Here is a 16,651-nt window from a genome sequence, read left to right as displayed (position 1 = left end):
GCCCGCCCCTTACGGACCCGCGGCCGTTCTACGGCTGCGGCCTGCGCACCTCGAACTGGAAGCAGCCGTACTCCAGGGCCCGCACGTGGACGAGCGCCACGTGCGGGTCTGAGAACGCGTCGGCGAACGCCGCGTCGAAGCCGGCCGTCGCATCCTGTGGGATCTCCAGGAGGCGCCCGCCGATGATGTGCCCCTCGGCGTTGTAGCGGCGCACGGTGCGCAGGGCGCCGGGCCGGTCGAAGGGGTAGCCGCCGGCATCCGGCGCCGGCCCTTCGCAGTCGTCGGCGTGGATGAAGACCGGTCCCTGCTCGTCGTACGCGCCCGGGTGCGCGCCCGTGGCCTCGCTCCAGCGCCGCAGCGGCGCGTACGAGACGAGCGCGACCCGCTCGCCGGGCTCGACGGAGCGCAGACAACAGCGCAGCGGGGACCCCACGGCCGCGTCGTTGGTGGCGGTGAACGCGACGCAGGGGCGCCCCGCGTCGTCGGTGTCCCGCAGTTCCTTGAGGGTGGCCGGTGCGATGGGCTGTGCCGTGTACGTGGTCATGTACTCAAGGCTCGTCCCGCGCGCGCGGGTTCACCGGCGGAAAACGGACATCGCGCTCTCCGCTTCCCTCGTGGAAGGATGACCGGAACGTCACAAACGTAGACCGGATCTAGGAGATGACCGCGTGCCTGGCACCAATCTGACCCGTGAAGAGGCGCAGCAGCGGGCGAAACTGCTCGATGTCGAGTCGTACGAGATCGATCTTGACCTCTCGGGAGCGCAGGAGGGCGGCACCTACCGGTCCGTGACCAGCGTGCGGTTCGAGAGCGCCGAGGCGGGCGCCCACACGTTCATCGACCTGGTCGCCCCGGCGGTCCACGAGGTCGTCCTGAACGGGCATTCGCTGGACGTCGCCTCCGTGTTCCGCGACTCGCGGATCGAGCTCAAGCACCTGGAGGCGGGGCCGAACGAGCTGCGGGTCGTCGCCGACTGCGCCTACACCAACACGGGTGAGGGTCTGCACCGCTTCGTCGACCCGGTCGACCAGCAGGCCTATCTGTACACGCAGTTCGAGGTCCCGGACGCGCGCCGCGTCTTCGCCTCCTTCGAGCAGCCGGACCTCAAGGCCACATTCCAGTTCACCGTGAAGGCGCCGACGGGCTGGACGGTCATCTCCAACTCCCCGTCCCCGGAGCCGAAGGACGACGTCTGGCACTTCGAGCCGACGCCGCGCATCTCCACGTACATCACGGCCCTGATCGTCGGCCCGTACCACTCGGTGCACTCCTCGTACGAGGGCCCGGGCGGGCAGTCCGTGCCGCTCGGCATCTACTGCCGTCCCTCGCTCGCCGAGTTCCTCGACTCGGACGCGATCTTCGAGGTCACGCGGCAGGGCTTCGACTGGTTCCAGGAGAAGTTCGACTACGCGTACCCGTTCGCCAAGTACGACCAGCTCTTCGTGCCGGAGTTCAACGCGGGCGCGATGGAGAACGCGGGCGCGGTCACCATCCGCGACCAGTACGTGTTCCGTTCGAAGGTGACGGACGCGGCGTACGAGGTGCGTGCGGAGACGATCCTGCACGAGCTGGCCCACATGTGGTTCGGCGACCTCGTGACGATGGAGTGGTGGAACGACCTCTGGCTGAACGAGTCGTTCGCCACGTACACGTCGATCGCCTGCCAGGCGTACTCGCCGGACAGCCGCTGGCCGCACTCGTGGACGACGTTCGCCAACTCCATGAAGACATGGGCGTACCGGCAGGACCAGCTGCCCTCCACGCACCCGATCATGGCCGAGATCCGCGACCTCGACGACGTCCTCGTCAACTTCGACGGCATCACGTACGCCAAGGGCGCCAGCGTCCTCAAGCAGCTCGTCGCGTACGTCGGCATGGACGAGTTCTTCCAGGGCGTGCAGGCGTACTTCAAGCGCCACGCGTACGGGAACACGCGCCTGTCCGACCTGCTCGGCGCGCTGGAGGAGACCAGCGGGCGCGACCTGACCGCGTGGGCGAAGGCCTGGCTCCAGACGGCCGGCATCAACATCCTGCGCCCGCAGATCGAGACGGACGCGAACGGCGTCATCACGTCCTTCGCCATCCAGCAGGAGGCGCCCGCGCTCCCCGCGGGCGCCAAGGGCGAGCCGACGCTGCGCCCGCACCGCATCGCGATCGGCCTCTACGACCTCGACGACGACAGCGGCAAGCTGGTGCGCGTGGAGCGCGTCGAGCTGGACGTCACGGCCACCGAGCTGACCCAGGTCCCGCAGCTGGCCGGCAAGCGCCGCCCGGCCGTGATCCTCCTCAACGACGACGACCTGTCGTACGCGAAGGTCCGCCTGGACGAGGAGTCGCTCGCGTTCGTCACCGAGCACCTCGGCGACTTCGAGTCGTCCCTCCCGCGCGCCCTGTGCTGGGCCTCCGCCTGGGACATGACGCGCGACGCCGAACTGCCCACCAGCGCCTACCTGGAGCTGGTCCTCTCGGGCATCGGCAAGGAGACCGACATCGGCGTCGTGCAGTCCCTGCACCGCCAGGTGAAGCTGGCCATCGACCTGTACGCGGCCCCCGTGGGACGCGACGGGGCGCTGGCGAGCTGGACCGAGGCGACGCTGGCGCACCTGCGGGCGGCGGAGGCGGGCAGCGACCACCAGCTGGCGTGGGCCCGCGCGTTCGCGGCGACGGCCCGCACGCCGGAGCAGCTCGACCTGCTCGAGGCGCTCCTCGAGGGCACGCAGACGATCGAGGGCCTGGCCGTCGACACGGAGCTGCGCTGGGCGTTCGTGGAGCGGCTCGCTGCGGTCGGCCGCTACGACGAGCCGGAGATCGCGGCGGAGTACGAGCGGGACCGGACCGCGGCGGGCGAGCGCCATGCGGCGACGGCCCGCGCGGCGCGCCCCACCGCCGAGGCGAAGGCGGAGGCCTGGGCGTCGGTCGTCGAGTCCGACAAGCTCCCGAACGCGGTCCAGGAAGCGGTCATCGCCGGCTTCGTCCAGACCGACCAGCGCGACCTTCTCGCCCCGTACACGGAGAAGTACTTCGCCGCGGTGAAGGACGTCTGGGAGTCCCGCTCCCACGAGATGGCCCAGCAGGTGGCGATCGGCCTGTACCCGGCGATCCAGATCTCCCAGCCCACCCTGGACGCAACGGAATCCTGGCTCACCACAGCCGAACCCAACGCGGCCCTGCGCCGCCTGGTGTCGGAATCGCGGGCGGGCGTGGAGCGTGCGCTTCGGGCGCAGGGGGCTGACGCGTAGTCCGTCACCACCTGGTCCACGAGGGGCGCCCCGCCGCGTGCGGGGCGCCCCTCCCCTTTTGCCGCGTCCTCAGGTCCTGCCGCGTCCTCAGGCCAGTTCGCGGGCGATCGCGAGCATGGTCTGCGTGTGCAGGTTCGTCTGCGCCGTCAGCGGCACCCAGCGGGGCTCGTACTGCCGCTCCATGTCCTCGCACCACTCTCCGACCAGGCCGTCGAGCCGGGCCGCGACGGCCACGTCCGCGGGCGCCGGCCGCTCGCCCAGGGCGCCCCGCGCCGTGCGACGCGGCGGGGCCGAGTGGATGCCCCGCCGCGCTTCGTCGGTCAGGCCTCGGTGCGGCCGTAGCGGTCCCGCAGGGCGTCGCGGCCCGTTTCGGTCAGGGAGCCGTGCAGGCGCATCCGGGCTACGCCGCCGTCCGGGAAGGCGTCCAGGCGTACGTGGGTGGCTATGGCCTGGGCGGCGAGTTTGAAGCGGTGGAGGGTGTCGGGCTGGAGGCGGGTGCGGGGGATGATTTCGAACCATTCGCCCGTGTCGCCGTTGCGGCCGCTCAGGGCGATCCAGCCGGCCGAGTTCCCCTTCAGGTACGCCGTGTCGATCTCCACCGCGCGGATCGCGCCCTGCGCGGCGAGGCGGAAGCGGACCCAGTCGTTCGTGCCGTGCACCCGGCGCCTGCGGTTCTCCCAGCCGTCGTCCATCTTGCGGGACGTGCCGGGCAGGATGATCTGCGTCGGCGAGGAGTAGAACTTGTCGGACGCGTCCTCGTACGTACCGCCGTTGAGGACCGAGAGCAGGTCGAACGTACCGAGTAGATCGAGCCACTCGGGGTCCGGGACCACCTCGCCGTGCACGCGCAGGCGGGCCACACCGCCGTCGGGGTGCTGGCAGAGGCGGAGGTGCGTGTAGCGGCGTTCCGACGTGATCGTGAAGCCGTTCGCCGCGTGGCCGCGCACCGGCGTCGGGGCGATCAGCTCCTCCCACTTCACGTCGGCCGCGGTGACATCCTCGGGGCTCGGGGAACCTTCCACGCACGCCGCCTGGACGCTGATGCGCTGCGGGTAGTTGCCGCGGAAGTGCGCGGTGTCCACGACGATGCCGCGGATCACGCCGGGCGCGCCGAGCCGGACGATCGCCCAGTCGTGGTCCCCGGGTGCGGGGAAGGGGGACTCGGCGGTGCCGCGGCGGCGGCGGGTCTCCCAGCCGTCCATGATCTTGCCCTTGTGCCCGAAGTGCTCGGGGTCGAACACCGCGGGCTCGCGGACGAGGAGGTTCTCGCGCTGGGCGAAGAACTCGTCGTTCGCGGCGATGACTCCCGCGCCCAGGCGCCGGTCGGCGAGGTCCACCAGCTCCGCGTAGCTCTCGGTGTCGCCGAAGTGGCGGTAGTCGGCGTACGGGTCGCCGCCGGAGTAGGGGGCGGCGTCGTTGGCGTGCGGGTCCTCGGGGGCTTCGAGCGGCGTGGCGTCGGATGTCGTCATGCCTCCACTGTCAGACCCGCCGAGCCCTTAGGTCCATCGAAACTTTTCGACAAGTACGTTCAGGTGAGCTGAATGGTCGGGCCCTGACATCAGCGTTCCGCCGCGGCTTCCCTCAACGCTTCCAGCACCCTCGACACCGCCGGCGCCTCCTCCGACCCGCTGCGCACCGCCGCCACCACGTGCCTGACCGGCCGGTCCTCGCCCAGCGCGCACATCACGACGCCCTCTCGGCCCGCCGCCGCCATGCGCGGGACCAGGGCGATGCCCATCCCCGCCTCGACCATCGCCAGGATGGCCGTCCAGCCGGCCGCGCTGTGTGCCTGCTCGGGCACGAACCCGGCGGCCTCGCACGCGGCCCGCGTGATCTCCGACCAGGGTCCGGAACCGCCGAAGATCCAGTGTTCGCCGGCCAGCTCGGCCAGGCGCGGGCCCGCCGCTCCCGCCAGCGGATGCCCGGTGGGCAGTGCCACGTCGAGCGGGTCGGCGAGCAGCGGCACCCGCGTGAACTTGGGGTCCCGCGCGGTGGGCGCGTGCGCGGCGAGCGACAGGGCCAGGTCCACGTCACCGGCCGAGAGCAGCTCGTACGCCTCCGCGGCCTCGGCCTCGCGCACGCGGACCGCGATCCCGGGGTGGGCGGTGCGCAGGGCGCGTACGGCGGGCACCACCAGGGCGGGCACGGCCGTGGAGAACGCGGCGACCCGCACCTCCCCCGACTCGCCCTGCAGATACGCGTCCAACTCCGCGTCGGCGCGCTCCAGTTGGGCGAACACGGCTTCGGCGTGCCGCAGGACGAGGTGGGCGGCGTCGGTGAGGCGTACGCGCCGCCCGTGCGCCTCCAGGAGCGGCACGCCGAGCTGTTTGGCCAGGTTGGTCAGCTGCTGCGACACGGCCGACGGGGTCATGAGCAGCGCCTGCGCGGTGGCCGTGACGGTCCCCCGGTCCCGCAGGGCCCGCAGGATCGCGAGCTTCTTGATGTCCCAGTCGGTGGCGCGCATGGGGTCAACGTATCCGGGTCTCGCCCCGGGCCGCGGAGCCGAGGGCCACCCCCGCCAGGATCAGCGCCATGCACGCGATCTGCAGCCCGCCCATGGCCTCGCCGAGGACCGCGTACGACAGCAGGGCCACGCACACCGGCTGAAGGTAGTAGATGACGCCGGCGCGGGCCGCGCCGATCTGGGCGATCGCCTTGTTCCACGCGAAGAACGCGACGGCGGACGAGACCACACCCACGTACAGGAGGGGCGAGACCGTCGCCGCCGTCGGCTCGAAGCCGCCCTGGACGGCGAGGCTGACGAGGAACACCGGCAGCAGCATCAGCGCGCCGAGCACAAACGTCGCGAAGAGGAACGCGGGCCCGTCCATCTCCTCCGGCCGGCGCCGCAGCAGCGCGCTGTACGAGCCGAAGCAGACCGCCGCGGCGACCACCCACAGGTCGCCCGCCGTGAAGTCCGGCGCCAGGGAGCCCTTGCTGACCAGAAGCAGGACACCCGCGCACGCGATGACCGTGCCGGTCACCCGGCGGGCCCCGAGCCGCGCCCCGCCGAGGCGTTCGTACGCCGCCATCAGGACCGGCGACGCGGCCATGATCATGCCCATGTTCCCGGCGGACGTCGTCATCGCCGCCTGGTTGACGAGCGTGTTGTAGACGGTCACACCGAGCAGCGCGGCGAGCAGCAGGAAGCGCAGGTGGGCGCGGAGCAGGGTCCGCTGCCGCCAGGCGGAGCGCGCCGCGAACGGCGCCACCGCCGCGATCGCGATGATCCAGCGCCAGAACGCGTGCTGGATCGGGGGCACGCTGTCGTGCAGCGCGCGGGAGGTGACGAAGCTGCCCGACCAGACCACCGTGGCGAGCAGCGCGAGCGCGAGGCCGGTGCCGAGCCCGGTGCCCGCGCGGCGCCCGCCTGCTCCTCCGACTCCCGATGCGGCCTTCTCGGCGCTGGTGGTCGTCCGGTCCAGGACCGCCATCCCGTATCCCCTCCTGAGCTGTGATCTCGCTACGACCCGACTACCGTCGCAGCTCCCCACCCGTCAGGTCCATCGAAACTTTTCGGTCATTCTCTTCAGCAGAACTGAAAGGTCGAGAGGGGGAGGGGGAGTCAGCGGCGACCCGGGACGGACGCTGGCCCAGCAGCGTCGCGCCGAACGCCAGCGCCATGCCCACCAGTTGCACCGGCGTCAGCGCCTGCCCGAGCGCCGCCCAGCCGATCACCGCGGCCGTCAGCGGCGAGAGCGGGCCGAGGAACGTGACCTGCGTCGCGGTCAGGCGGCCGATGCCGCGGAACCACAGCCAGTACGCGACCGCCGTGTTGGCGAGCGCCAGGTACACGTAACCCGCGACGGCCCGGCCGTCCAGCGCCGGGGGCGCGCCCTCGACGAGGAAGGCGAGCGGGGCGATGAGGAGGCCGCCGGCCGTGAGCTGCCAGCCGGTGAGCGCCAGGGGGCCCACCCCTTCCGGTCGGCCCCACCGCTTGGTGAGGACCGTTCCTGTGGACATCGACGCCGTGGAGGCCAGCGCCGCCAGCGCGCCGACCGGGTCGAGCGCGCCCGCCGCCTTGAGGACGACGAGGCTGACGCCGAGCGCGGCCGCGATGCCGGTCAACAGCGTGCGCCGTGTGGGGCGTTCACCGAGCAGCAGCGTCGCGAGACCCGCGACGAAGAGGGGGCCGATCGAGCCGACCACCGCCGCCATGCCGCCGGGGAGCCGGTACGCGGAGAGGAAGAGGAGAGGGAAGAACGCGCCGATGTTCAGCGCACCGAGGACCAGGGACTTCCACCACCAGGCGCCGCGCGGCAGCGTGCGCGCCAGCGCCAGCAGAAGGAGGCCCGCGGGCAGCGCCCGCATCAGCCCGGTGAACAGCGGGCGGTCAGGTGGCAGGAACTCCGTGGTGACCGCGTAGGTCGACCCCCAGGAGATCGGGGCCAGCGCGGTCAGCGCGATCACGGCGCCGTTGCGCTTGTTCGCCTTCTCAACGCTGCGCTTGTTCGTCTTCATCGGGCGCCCCCCGCGGCGAAATGGGTTGGAGAAGAAGTAGCTTCGCGGCAAGTAGCTTAGCCGTAAGCTACTTGCCGTCAAGTCACTTCCTTCAAAGTTACTTTCCGCAGAGCTACTTTCTTGCGACCGACCGATCTGGGTCGCATACTCGCCCCATGAGCAGCAGCAAGGACGCCGTCGACGCGATCATCGACCAGTGGGCCGAGGTCAGGCCCGACCTCGACACCACTGCGATGGAGGTCTTCGGCCGCGTCTACCGGATCTCGCGCGCGATGGGCGACCGCATCGACAAGACGTACGCCCGCTTCGGTATCGCACGGGGCGAGTTCGACGTCCTCGCCACGCTGCGCCGCTCCGGCGACCCGTACACGCTCTCGCCGCGTCAGCTCTCGGCGACACTGATGCTGACCACCGGCGGCATGACCGGGCGGCTCGACAAGCTGGAGCGGCGCGGGCTGCTGCGCCGCTCGCCCGACCCGCACGACCGCCGCGGCCTCCAGGTGACCCTCACCGACGAGGGCCGGGCGCTGGTCGACGAGGCGGTCGGCGCCGGGCTCGCCGTGCAGACCGAGGCGCTCGCCTCACTCGACAAGGAGCAGGCCGGCCAACTCGCCGACCTGCTGCGTCAGTTGATGGCGGGCGCACAGCCCTCCTGAAGCCGGACCGCCCCCGATGTCCCGGCGCCGGCCGACTGCCTACGCCCGGAACGAGTACGAGTCGATGCCGTCCGGGATGCCGGCGGAGATGGCGCCGCCGTCCACCGGCTCGTCGTCCGACGCCCAGGCCACGTAGCCGTCGGGGCGCACGAGGAGCGCCGTGCGGCGGTCGTCCGCCCAGTGGGTGACGGTGTAGCGGTCGTCGCCCTTGTCGTGGGCGCCCTCGGGAACGATCAGGACGAACATGCCCTGACGCAGGGCCTCGTAGAGGCGACCCTCCTTGAGCGCGACATCGGGGACGCGGGTGCCGACGAGGCGGTGCGCGCCGCGCGGGGCCGGGTAGGCGACGCCGATGCCGGTGAGCTGGCCGAGCAAGCGGGTGCGGGCGGGGCGGACGCGGCCGAGGAACGTGGTGAGGGCGGCACGAGCCGCAAGCGTCCAGGGGCGGTTGGCCATCGCGAGCCTGACGATGCCGCCGCTGCTGCGCAGGACGGCCTTCCCGACGGGGTGGCGCTCGGCCTCGTAGGTGTCCAACAGCGCTTCTCCCGCACGCCCGTTGACGACGGCGGCGAGCTTCCAGCCGAGGTTGGCGGCGTCCTGGAGGCCGGTGTTCATACCCTGACCGCCGGCCGGGGTGTGGACGTGCGCGGCGTCCCCGGCGAGCAGGACGCGGCCGACCCGGTACGCGGGCGCCTGGCGCTCGTCACTGTGGAAGCGGGACATCCAGCGGGCCTCGTACATCCCGTAGTCGCGGCCGAGGGCGAGGCGGGTGACCTCCTTGATCTCGTCGAGGTCGAGGGGCGCGGACTCGGGGACGTTGCGCGCGCGGTTCCAGCCGATGACACGGTAGTAGCCGTCGCCGAAGGGTGCGATGAAGGCGAAGGCGTCGCCGACGGCGTTGACCGTGAGGACGTTCTCGGGCTCCTCGGCGAGCTTCACGTCGGCGAGGACGACGGAGCGGATCACGGACTTGCCGGGGAAGGGGAGCCCGACGCTCTCGCGTACGGCGCTGCGCATGCCGTCGGCGCCGACGACGTACGCGGCCCGCAGCGCCGTCGACTCACCACCCCCTGTGCGGACTTGGAGCGTCACCCCGTCCGCGTCCTGGGTGAGGCCGGTGACCTCGGTCTCGTACGCGAACTTCACGCCCGCGTCGATGGCGCGCTGCCGGAGGGCGGCCTCGACCTCGTACTGCGGCAGGACCAGGAGGTGACGGAAGCGCGACGGGAGGACGGTCAGGTCGACGGCGAGGCGGCCGAAGAGCTGAAGCCTGTCGAGGGCCTGCCCCTTGGCCTCGATGCCGTCGGCGAGGCCGCGGGCGTCGAGCTGCTCCAGGGTGCGGGCGTGCAGGACGAAGGCCCGGGAGAGGTTGCTGATCTTGTGGGGGCGCTTCTCGACGACGGTGACGGGGACGCCCGCGGCGGCGAGGTCGCCGGCGAGGAGCAGGCCGGTGGGGCCGGAGCCGACGACGATCACGGTGCGAGGAGTGGTGCCGTTCATGGTGGCCTCCTGGTGCCTGCGAGCTCGGTCCGGTCAGGTCCGGCAGCCCATCGCCAACACTTGTTGGCCAACAAGTGTTGGTCAACGTCTGTTGGCAAACTTAGGCGCCCCGCTCTGGACTGTCAACAGGTGTTGGCCTACGTTTGTTGGCATGACAGGAGCCACCCAGCAGGCACGCCGCTCGGACGCCACCCGCACCGCGATCCTCGCGGCGGCCCGCGAGCGCTTCGCCGCCGACGGGTACGAGCGGGCCACGATCCGCGCCATCGCCAAGGACGCGGCGATCGACCCGTCGATGGTGATGCGCTACTACGGCAACAAGGAGGGCCTCTTCGCCGCGGCCATCGACCTCGACCTGCGGCTTCCGGACCCCGAGGAGATCGCGGTCGACGACATGGGCCGCACCCTCGTACGGCACTTCCTCGACCTGTGGGAGGAGAACGAGGTGCTCACCGCGCTGCTGCGGGTGGGCGTCACCAACACCGCAGGCGCCGAGCGCATGCAGGACATCTTCAGGAAGCAGACGCTGCCGCTCGCCCTGCGCGTCTGCCCCGACCCCACCGAGGCCCCGGTGCGGGCCGCGCTCTGCGCGTCACAGGTCCTCGGTCTCGCGCTCACCCGCTACGTGCTGCGCTTCGGCCCCGCCGTCGGGCTCGGCCGCGACGAGATGGTGGAGTGGCTGGCGCCGACCCTCCAGCGCTATCTGACGGCCGAGCGGCCGTAGGACGCCCTGACCGTAGGACGCCCCGGCCGGACGTCGTCTGAACTCCCCGGCCGAGCGACCGCGGAACGGACCGGGAACGCACCGAGGGCGCCCTCGGTGCACGGTGCACACGAGGACGCCCTCGACAAAGACGTAAGTGAGAGGTGCGGTGGTCAGCCCTGCTTCTGCGGCTTGCGGGACTTGTCACCGACGATCACGAGGCCGGCGATCACCAGGAACAGCACGATCGGCGCCACGACATAGAGGCCAAGGGTCTCGATGACGGAGAGGCCCTTACCGGGGTCGTCGCCGTCGTCGCGCGCCAGCGCGAGCGCGGGGGACGTCATGAGCAGCATCATCAGCGTCGTACCGGCAGCCAGGGCGCCGGCGCGCAGGGCGTTCTTCTTGTCCACGGTGCCAACGTAGCGAACACCTAAACGGGCCGCGCGCCCGGGGGTGCCGTACGGGGCAGTCCGGACCGCAGGACCTCGATCAGCGCGTGCGCCCTCGGCGAGGCCGTGAGCCCTTCGAAGGTGACCGGACGGCCGGTGGCGTCGGCGACCGGGAGCCGCCAGTTCGGGTACTCGTCCGAGGTCCCCGGCAGGTTCTGCGGGCGCCGGTCGCCGACCGCGTCGGGCAGCCAGACGCCGACCATGCGGGCCGGGGTGCGCAGCAGGAAACGGTGGACGGCACGGATCTCCTCCTCCTCGGACAGGCCCTGTCCCCCGCCGCCGGGCAGCAGTCCGAGGCGCGCGAACAGGGCGGTCCACTCGGCGACTTCCGCCGTGGCCTCGGCCTGTTCCCGCGCGAGCGGCCGCCCGAGGAGGCCGAGGCTGTCGCGCAGCCGTACATGGTCGCCGGTCAGCCGGGCCGCGCTGGACGGCAGGTCGTGGGTGGTGGCGGTGGCCACGCAGTCCGTACGCCAGCGCTCCGGCGGCACCGGGCGGCCCGTGCCGTCCCAGTCGCGCTCGAACCACAGCACGGAGGTGCCGAGCACGCCGCGCGCATGCAGGGCCTCGCGGACGCCGGGCTCGACCGTGCCGAGGTCCTCGCCGATCACCAGGGCATCGGCGCGGCCGGCCTCCAGGGCGAGTACGGCGAGCATCGCCTCCGCGTCGTAACGGACGTACGCCCCCTCGGTCGGCGGCTGTCCGGCCGGCACCCACCACAGCCGGAACAGGCCCATGACGTGGTCGATGCGGACCGCGCCCGCATGAGCGAGCAGGCCGCGCAGGAGCGCGCGGTAGGGGGCGTAGCCGGCGGCGGCGAGCCGGTCGGGGCGCCAGGGCGGCAGGCCCCAGTCCTGGCCACGGGAGTTGAAGGCGTCCGGGGGCGCGCCGATGGACATGCCCGCGGCGAAGATGTGCTGCTGGGCCCAGGCATCGGCGCCCTCCGGGTGCACACCCACGGCCAGGTCGTGGACGAGTCCGACGGGCATGCCCGCGTCGCGCGCGGAGCGCTGGGCGGTGGCGAGTTGGGCGTCGGTGAGCCAGGCGAGGTGGCTGTGGAAGTCGACGCGGTCCATCAACTCGGTGCGGGCGTCGGCCGTTTCGCTGGATCCGGGGTCGCGCAGGGGCTCGGGCCAGGTGTGCCAGTCGGGGCCGTGCCGCTCGGCGAGCGCGCACCAGGTGGCGTGGTGGTCCAGGTCCGCGCCCTGCTCGGCGAGGAAGTCCCAGTAGGCGGCGCGGCGGCCGGGGCTGAGCGGGACGCGCACGACGAGGTCGAGGGCGCGGCGCTTGAGGTCCCAGACGGCGTCGCGGTCGATCAGGGCACCCTTGTGCAGGACTCCGTCGCGCAGCCGGGCGGCCTCGGCGAGCAGCTCGCGCACGCGGTCGCGGTCGGCGTCGGGCAGATAGGCGTACTCCGGGATGTCCTCGACGCGCAGGTGGACCGGGTCGGGGAAGCGGCGGGACGACGGGCGGTACGGGGAGGGGTCGGTGGGTCCTTCTCCGCGGGGTACGGCCGCGTGCAGCGGGTTGACCTGCACGAACCCGGCGCCGGCGGTGCGGCCCGCCCAGGCCGCGAGGTCGGCCAGGTCACCGAGGTCGCCCATGCCCCAGGATTTCGCCGACAGGAGGGAGTAGAGCTGCACGAGCAGCCCGTACGTGCGTTCGCCCGGGGCGCGCACGCGCGGCGGGGCGACGATCAGGTGGGCGTCGGCCGTTGCCCCGTCGGGGGCGGTGGCCCGCAACCGGTGGACGCCGAGGGGTACCGGTCCGGGTGGCCGCCAGTCGTCGACGCGTTCACCCTGCTCGGTGGCCAGCTCGAGCGTCACGCCTTCGGGTAATTCCCGCGCCCAGGCCGGGGCTGCCTCACCGGCCCACAGCACGACCGTCGGCGGCAGCAGCCACGCCGCGGCCTCCGCCTCGCGCGCGACCAGCGCGTCCCGTACGGACTCCGGGGTGCGCGCGTCGACACCGAGGGCGGCGAGGACGGCGACGAGCGCGGCGTCCGGGGCCTCGACCGTGCGGCCGGGGGACGGAGAGTAGGACGGGGCGACCCCGTGCAGCGCGGCGAGCCGGGCCAGCGTCACCTAGACCCCCGAGGCGTCCAGGCCCGCGACCGGACCCGAGGGGGTCGGCTCGCTCGTGAGGGGCGCTACGTCGATGAGGGCGGGCTCGCTGGTCAGCGGCTGCGTGTCGGCGAGGGGCGGCTCGCTGGTGAGGGGCAGTTCGGCGCCGAACGCGAACTCGTCCGGCAGCGGCAGGGCGGGGGCGGGCAGGATGACGTCCGCCTGTTTGGACAGGGCCGAGAGCAGAAGGTGCGCTGATGCGGCCATGAAGGCCTCCTTTTCGCGGTTCTTCGCGGGTCTTGTCGTCGATCTTTTCGTGGGCGACGGTCTCGGCAGCTCTACCCAGCGAACGCGGCGGCAGACATGAACGGCCCGACAACGTGTTACTGGTCACATTCTGTTCCATGGGCGGGACTCGGCCGGTGAGCGGCGCGAATCACCCCCCTCCCGCCACTCCCGGCCGGGCAATTGCGGCACAACGGCCACTCCCGTTGACACTCCGACCCGGCAAATGGTGGGCTCGGTTGCCACCCTGGGACACCCATGACCGGTCCCACCACCGAGCCGAGACCAACGAGGAGTGAGCCGTGCAGCTCCGGCGCCACAGGAAGGGGGCGGCGGCCATCGCTGTCGCCGTCATCGCCAGTGCGCTCGGGGGAGCCTCCGGAGCGGTGGCGGCCCCGCCCGGGCCCACGCTCTCCACGGGTGACCGGGACAGCGACACGGGAACGCCCGCGGTGTGGCCCCGGCCGCAGTCGCTGCGTACCGCCTCCGGCGCGGAGTCCGTGACCGTGACCGACGAGGTCGTCCTCGTCACCGGCCGCGGCGCCGACCGGTACGCGGTGGACGCGCTGCGCACCGTGCTGCGCGGGGCAGGCGCCCGGCACATCACCGAGGTCGACGACGAGAAGGCCGTGCCCGGCGGTCCCGCGCTCGTGGTGCGGATCGGCTCCGTGGCCGCCGGGACCGCGTCCGGTGACGGCTGGGGAGCGGCGGACGCCCGCCCCGGCCGCGGACAGGGCCTCGAGACGGCGCTCGGCGCTCTCGGCGCATCGGCCCGCAAGGACCTGCCGTCCGGCGGGTACCGGCTCGCCGCCGGGCGGACGGACGGCAGGGACACCGTCGCCATGGAAGGCGTCGGCGACGACGGCCTGTTCCACGCCGTGCAGACGTTCCGGCAGCTGGTGAACGGGCGGAAGGTCGCCGGGGTCGTCGTGCGCGACTGGCCGGGGACGGCCGTGCGCGGCATGACGGAGGGCTTCTACGGAACCCCGTGGACCCGTGAACAGCGGCTCGACCAGCTGGACTTCATGGGACGCACCAAGCAGAACCGCTATCTGTACGCGCCGGGCGACGACCTGTACCGGCAGGCGCGGTGGCGCGAGACGTATCCGGCCGACCAGCGCGCGGACTTCCGGGCCCTTGCCGAACGGGCACGCGCCAACCACGTGACGCTGAGCTGGGCCGTGGCGCCCGGGCAGGCCATGTGCATGTCGTCGGACGACGACGTCAGGGCCCTGAACCGCAAGCTCGACGCCATGTGGGCGCTCGGCGTGCGGGCGTTCCAGCTGCAGTTCCAGGACGTGTCGTACAGCGAGTGGCACTGCGAGGCGGACGCGAAGACGTTCGGCTCGGGGCCGAAGGCGGCGGCGCGGGCGCAGGCGCGCGTGGCGAACGCGGTGGCGCGGCACCTCGCCGCGCGGCACCCGGGCGCGGGGCCGCTGTCGCTGATGCCGACGGAGTTCTACCAGGACGGGTCCACGGAGTACCGCGAGGCGCTCGCGGGCGGGCTCGACGACCGGGTCGAGGTGGCGTGGACGGGCGTCGGCGTGGTCCCGCGCACGATCACCGGGCGCGAACTGGCGGACGCGCGGGCCGCGTTCGGCTCCGGACACAGCCTCGTCACGATGGACAACTACCCGGTCAACGACTACGCGCAGGACCGCATCTTCCTCGGTCCCTACACGGGCCGCGAGCCCGCGGTGGCGACGGGTTCGGCGGCGCTGCTCGCCAACGCGATGGAGCAGCCCGCGGCCTCCCGCATCCCGCTGTTCACGACGGCGGACTACGCGTGGAACCCGCGCGACTACCGCCCGCAGGAGTCCTGGAAGGCCGCGCTCGACGACCTGGCGGGCGGTGACGCGCGCACCCGTGAGGCACTCGCCGCGCTGGCGGGCAACGACGCGTCGTCCGTGCTCGGCGAGGACGAGTCCGCGTATCTGAAGCCGGTGCTCTCCGGCTTCTGGGACTCCCGTACGAAGGTGCTCACCGACCGCGCGCGGTACGAGGCGGCGGCGAAGAAGCTGCGGGACGCGTTCACCGTGATGCGGCGAACGCCGGAGCGGCTCAAGTCGACGCCGGTGGACGCCGAAGTGCGGCCCTGGAGCGACCAGTTGGCGCGGTACGGGGAGGCCGGGGAGACGGCCGTCGACATGCTGAATGCGCAGGCCCGCGGTGACGGGGCGGCGGCATGGCGGGCGGCGCGGCTCCTGGAGCGACAGCGCGCCGGGCTGGAGTCCCGTCAGGTCACCGTCGGCAAGGGCGTGCTGGACCCGTTCCTGGACCGGGCGCAGAAGGCGTACGCGGCGTGGGCGGGGACGGGTCGCGCGGACGCGACGCGTGACGGGGAGGCGAAGCTGCCGCGGGCGCGGCGGCTCACGGCGGTGACGGTCCTGGCGGACCCCGGCACGCAGGGCACCGTGCAGGTCCATGTGCCGGGCGAGGGCTGGAAGTCCGTCGGCACGCTCACCGACAGCGGGTTCACCGAACGCAGGCCGAAGGACGTAAGGGCGGACGGGATCCGGGTGTCCGGCGCCTCGAAGGGTGCCGTGCGCCATGTCGTCCCCTGGTACGCGGACTCCCCCGACGCCTCGTTCGAGCTGGCCCGCACGGAGCTGGACGCGGAGATCGGCGGCGGCGCGCGGCGGGTCACGGCACGCCTGACACCGCAGCGGCCCGGCTCCGTGGAGGGGCGCCTCAGCGCGGAGGGCCCGCACGGCATCGAGGTGACGCTGCCCGCGCAGGCCTCGCTCCCGCGCGGCACGCAGGTGAGCGCCCCGGTCGACATCACGGTCCCGGAGGGCACTCCGGCGGGCACGTACGACGTGCCGGTCAGCTTCGACGGCACGACGCGCACGGTGTCGGTGCGGGCGTACCCGCGTACGGCGGGCCCGGACCTGGCCCGCGAGGGCAGGCCCTCGTCCTCGGCCGACGAGACCACGGACTTCCCGGCGTCGGCCGCGAGCGACGGCGACCCGGAGACCCGCTGGTCGTCGCCCGCCGAGGACGGCGCCTGGTGGCAGGTCGAACTGGCGAAGCCGGTACGCCTCGGCCAGGTCGTGCTGACCTGGCAGGACGCGTACGCGAAGGGCTACCGGATCCAGACGTCCGCCGACGGCAGGTCGTGGCGCACGGCGGCGACCGTGAAGGACGGCCACGGGGGCCGCGAGTCGGTCCGCATGGACGCCCGCGACACCCGCTTCGTCCGGGTCCAGGGCGACAAGCGGGCCACGCGGTACGGCTATTCGCTGTGGTCGGTGGAGGCGTACGCGGTCGCGGACTGACGCGAGCGGGCCGGCGT

At 72.7% G+C, this 16,651-nt stretch carries 14 protein-coding genes; 4 read left to right on the top strand and 10 right to left on the bottom strand.

Going from position 1 to position 16,651, the window contains the following annotated elements; genetic code table 11:
• Positions 1-28 precede the first annotated feature (28 nt).
• Positions 29-544 (bottom strand): DUF1203 domain-containing protein, encoded by a 516-nt coding sequence (locus OG698_RS29950; protein WP_406106698.1) that lies wholly within the window; start codon positions 542-544, stop codon positions 29-31.
• Positions 545-668: 124 nt separating this feature from the next.
• Between OG698_RS29950 and pepN the strand changes: the two genes are divergently transcribed.
• Positions 669-3,239 (top strand): aminopeptidase N, encoded by a 2,571-nt coding sequence (pepN, locus tag OG698_RS29945; protein ID WP_406106697.1) that lies wholly within the window; start codon positions 669-671, stop codon positions 3,237-3,239.
• Positions 3,240-3,326: 87 nt separating this feature from the next.
• On the opposite strand, the gene OG698_RS29940 is transcribed toward pepN, so the two are convergent.
• The 5 genes from OG698_RS29940 to OG698_RS29920 form a co-directional block, all read right to left on the bottom strand.
• Entirely contained in the window at positions 3,327-3,473 is a 147-nt protein-coding gene (locus OG698_RS29940) for a hypothetical protein (RefSeq protein WP_406106696.1), read from the bottom strand.
• Positions 3,474-3,559: 86 nt separating this feature from the next.
• The gene (gene alc / locus OG698_RS29935) at positions 3,560-4,708 is read right to left on the bottom strand and encodes an allantoicase (RefSeq protein WP_406106695.1); all 1,149 of its coding nucleotides are present in this window, start codon (positions 4,706-4,708) and stop codon (positions 3,560-3,562) included.
• A gap of 89 nt (positions 4,709-4,797) precedes the next feature.
• Positions 4,798-5,703 carry a LysR family transcriptional regulator gene (locus tag OG698_RS29930; RefSeq protein ID WP_326775737.1) on the bottom strand — a complete coding sequence of 302 codons (906 nt, stop codon included), beginning with the start codon at positions 5,701-5,703 and terminating at the stop codon, positions 4,798-4,800.
• A gap of 4 nt (positions 5,704-5,707) precedes the next feature.
• Complete coding sequence (locus OG698_RS29925) at positions 5,708-6,673, bottom strand: DMT family transporter (protein ID WP_406106694.1); 966 nt, start codon at positions 6,671-6,673, stop codon at positions 5,708-5,710.
• A gap of 40 nt (positions 6,674-6,713) precedes the next feature.
• A complete protein-coding gene (locus OG698_RS29920) occupies positions 6,714-7,700 on the bottom strand; it encodes an EamA family transporter (protein ID WP_406106693.1) in 987 nt (328 codons plus the stop codon).
• A 155-nt stretch (positions 7,701-7,855) separates the two neighbouring features.
• On the opposite strand from OG698_RS29920, the gene OG698_RS29915 reads away from it, so the two are divergent.
• Complete coding sequence (locus OG698_RS29915) at positions 7,856-8,356, top strand: MarR family winged helix-turn-helix transcriptional regulator (RefSeq protein ID WP_406106691.1); 501 nt, start codon at positions 7,856-7,858, stop codon at positions 8,354-8,356.
• A 39-nt stretch (positions 8,357-8,395) separates the two neighbouring features.
• Here the strand turns inward: OG698_RS29915 and OG698_RS29910 are convergent, their stop codons facing one another.
• The gene (locus OG698_RS29910) at positions 8,396-9,856 is read right to left on the bottom strand and encodes an FAD-dependent monooxygenase (protein ID WP_406106689.1); all 1,461 of its coding nucleotides are present in this window, start codon (positions 9,854-9,856) and stop codon (positions 8,396-8,398) included.
• Between the two features lie 151 nt (positions 9,857-10,007).
• Here OG698_RS29910 and OG698_RS29905 point away from each other — a divergent pair, with 151 nt between their 5' ends.
• Positions 10,008-10,580 carry a TetR family transcriptional regulator gene (locus tag OG698_RS29905; RefSeq protein ID WP_406106687.1) on the top strand — a complete coding sequence of 191 codons (573 nt, stop codon included), beginning with the start codon at positions 10,008-10,010 and terminating at the stop codon, positions 10,578-10,580.
• 152 nt (positions 10,581-10,732) lie between these two features.
• On the opposite strand, the gene OG698_RS29900 is transcribed toward OG698_RS29905, so the two are convergent.
• From OG698_RS29900 to OG698_RS29890, 3 genes are read right to left on the bottom strand one after another with little or no spacing between them, the layout of a single operon-like run.
• Positions 10,733-10,972 (bottom strand): hypothetical protein, encoded by a 240-nt coding sequence (locus OG698_RS29900; protein WP_100594172.1) that lies wholly within the window; start codon positions 10,970-10,972, stop codon positions 10,733-10,735.
• A gap of 20 nt (positions 10,973-10,992) precedes the next feature.
• Positions 10,993-13,092, bottom strand: a complete 2,100-nt coding sequence (malQ, locus tag OG698_RS29895) for a 4-alpha-glucanotransferase (RefSeq protein WP_406106685.1) — start codon at positions 13,090-13,092, stop codon at positions 10,993-10,995.
• On the bottom strand, positions 13,093-13,338 hold the full coding sequence (locus OG698_RS29890; RefSeq protein WP_406106684.1) for a hypothetical protein: 246 nt from the start codon (positions 13,336-13,338) through the stop codon (positions 13,093-13,095). It abuts the gene before it with no gap.
• Between the two features lie 320 nt (positions 13,339-13,658).
• Here OG698_RS29890 and OG698_RS29885 point away from each other — a divergent pair, with 320 nt between their 5' ends.
• Positions 13,659-16,634, top strand: coding sequence for a beta-N-acetylglucosaminidase domain-containing protein (locus tag OG698_RS29885; RefSeq protein WP_406106683.1), 2,976 nt, complete (start codon positions 13,659-13,661; stop codon positions 16,632-16,634).
• Positions 16,635-16,651: the final 17 nt, after the last annotated feature.

The organism is Streptomyces sp. NBC_01003 (genome assembly GCF_045162695.1).
In the GTDB taxonomy this organism is placed as follows: Bacteria; Actinomycetota; Actinomycetes; order Streptomycetales; family Streptomycetaceae; genus Streptomyces.
This window is presented reverse-complemented; position numbering and strand designations above follow the sequence as displayed.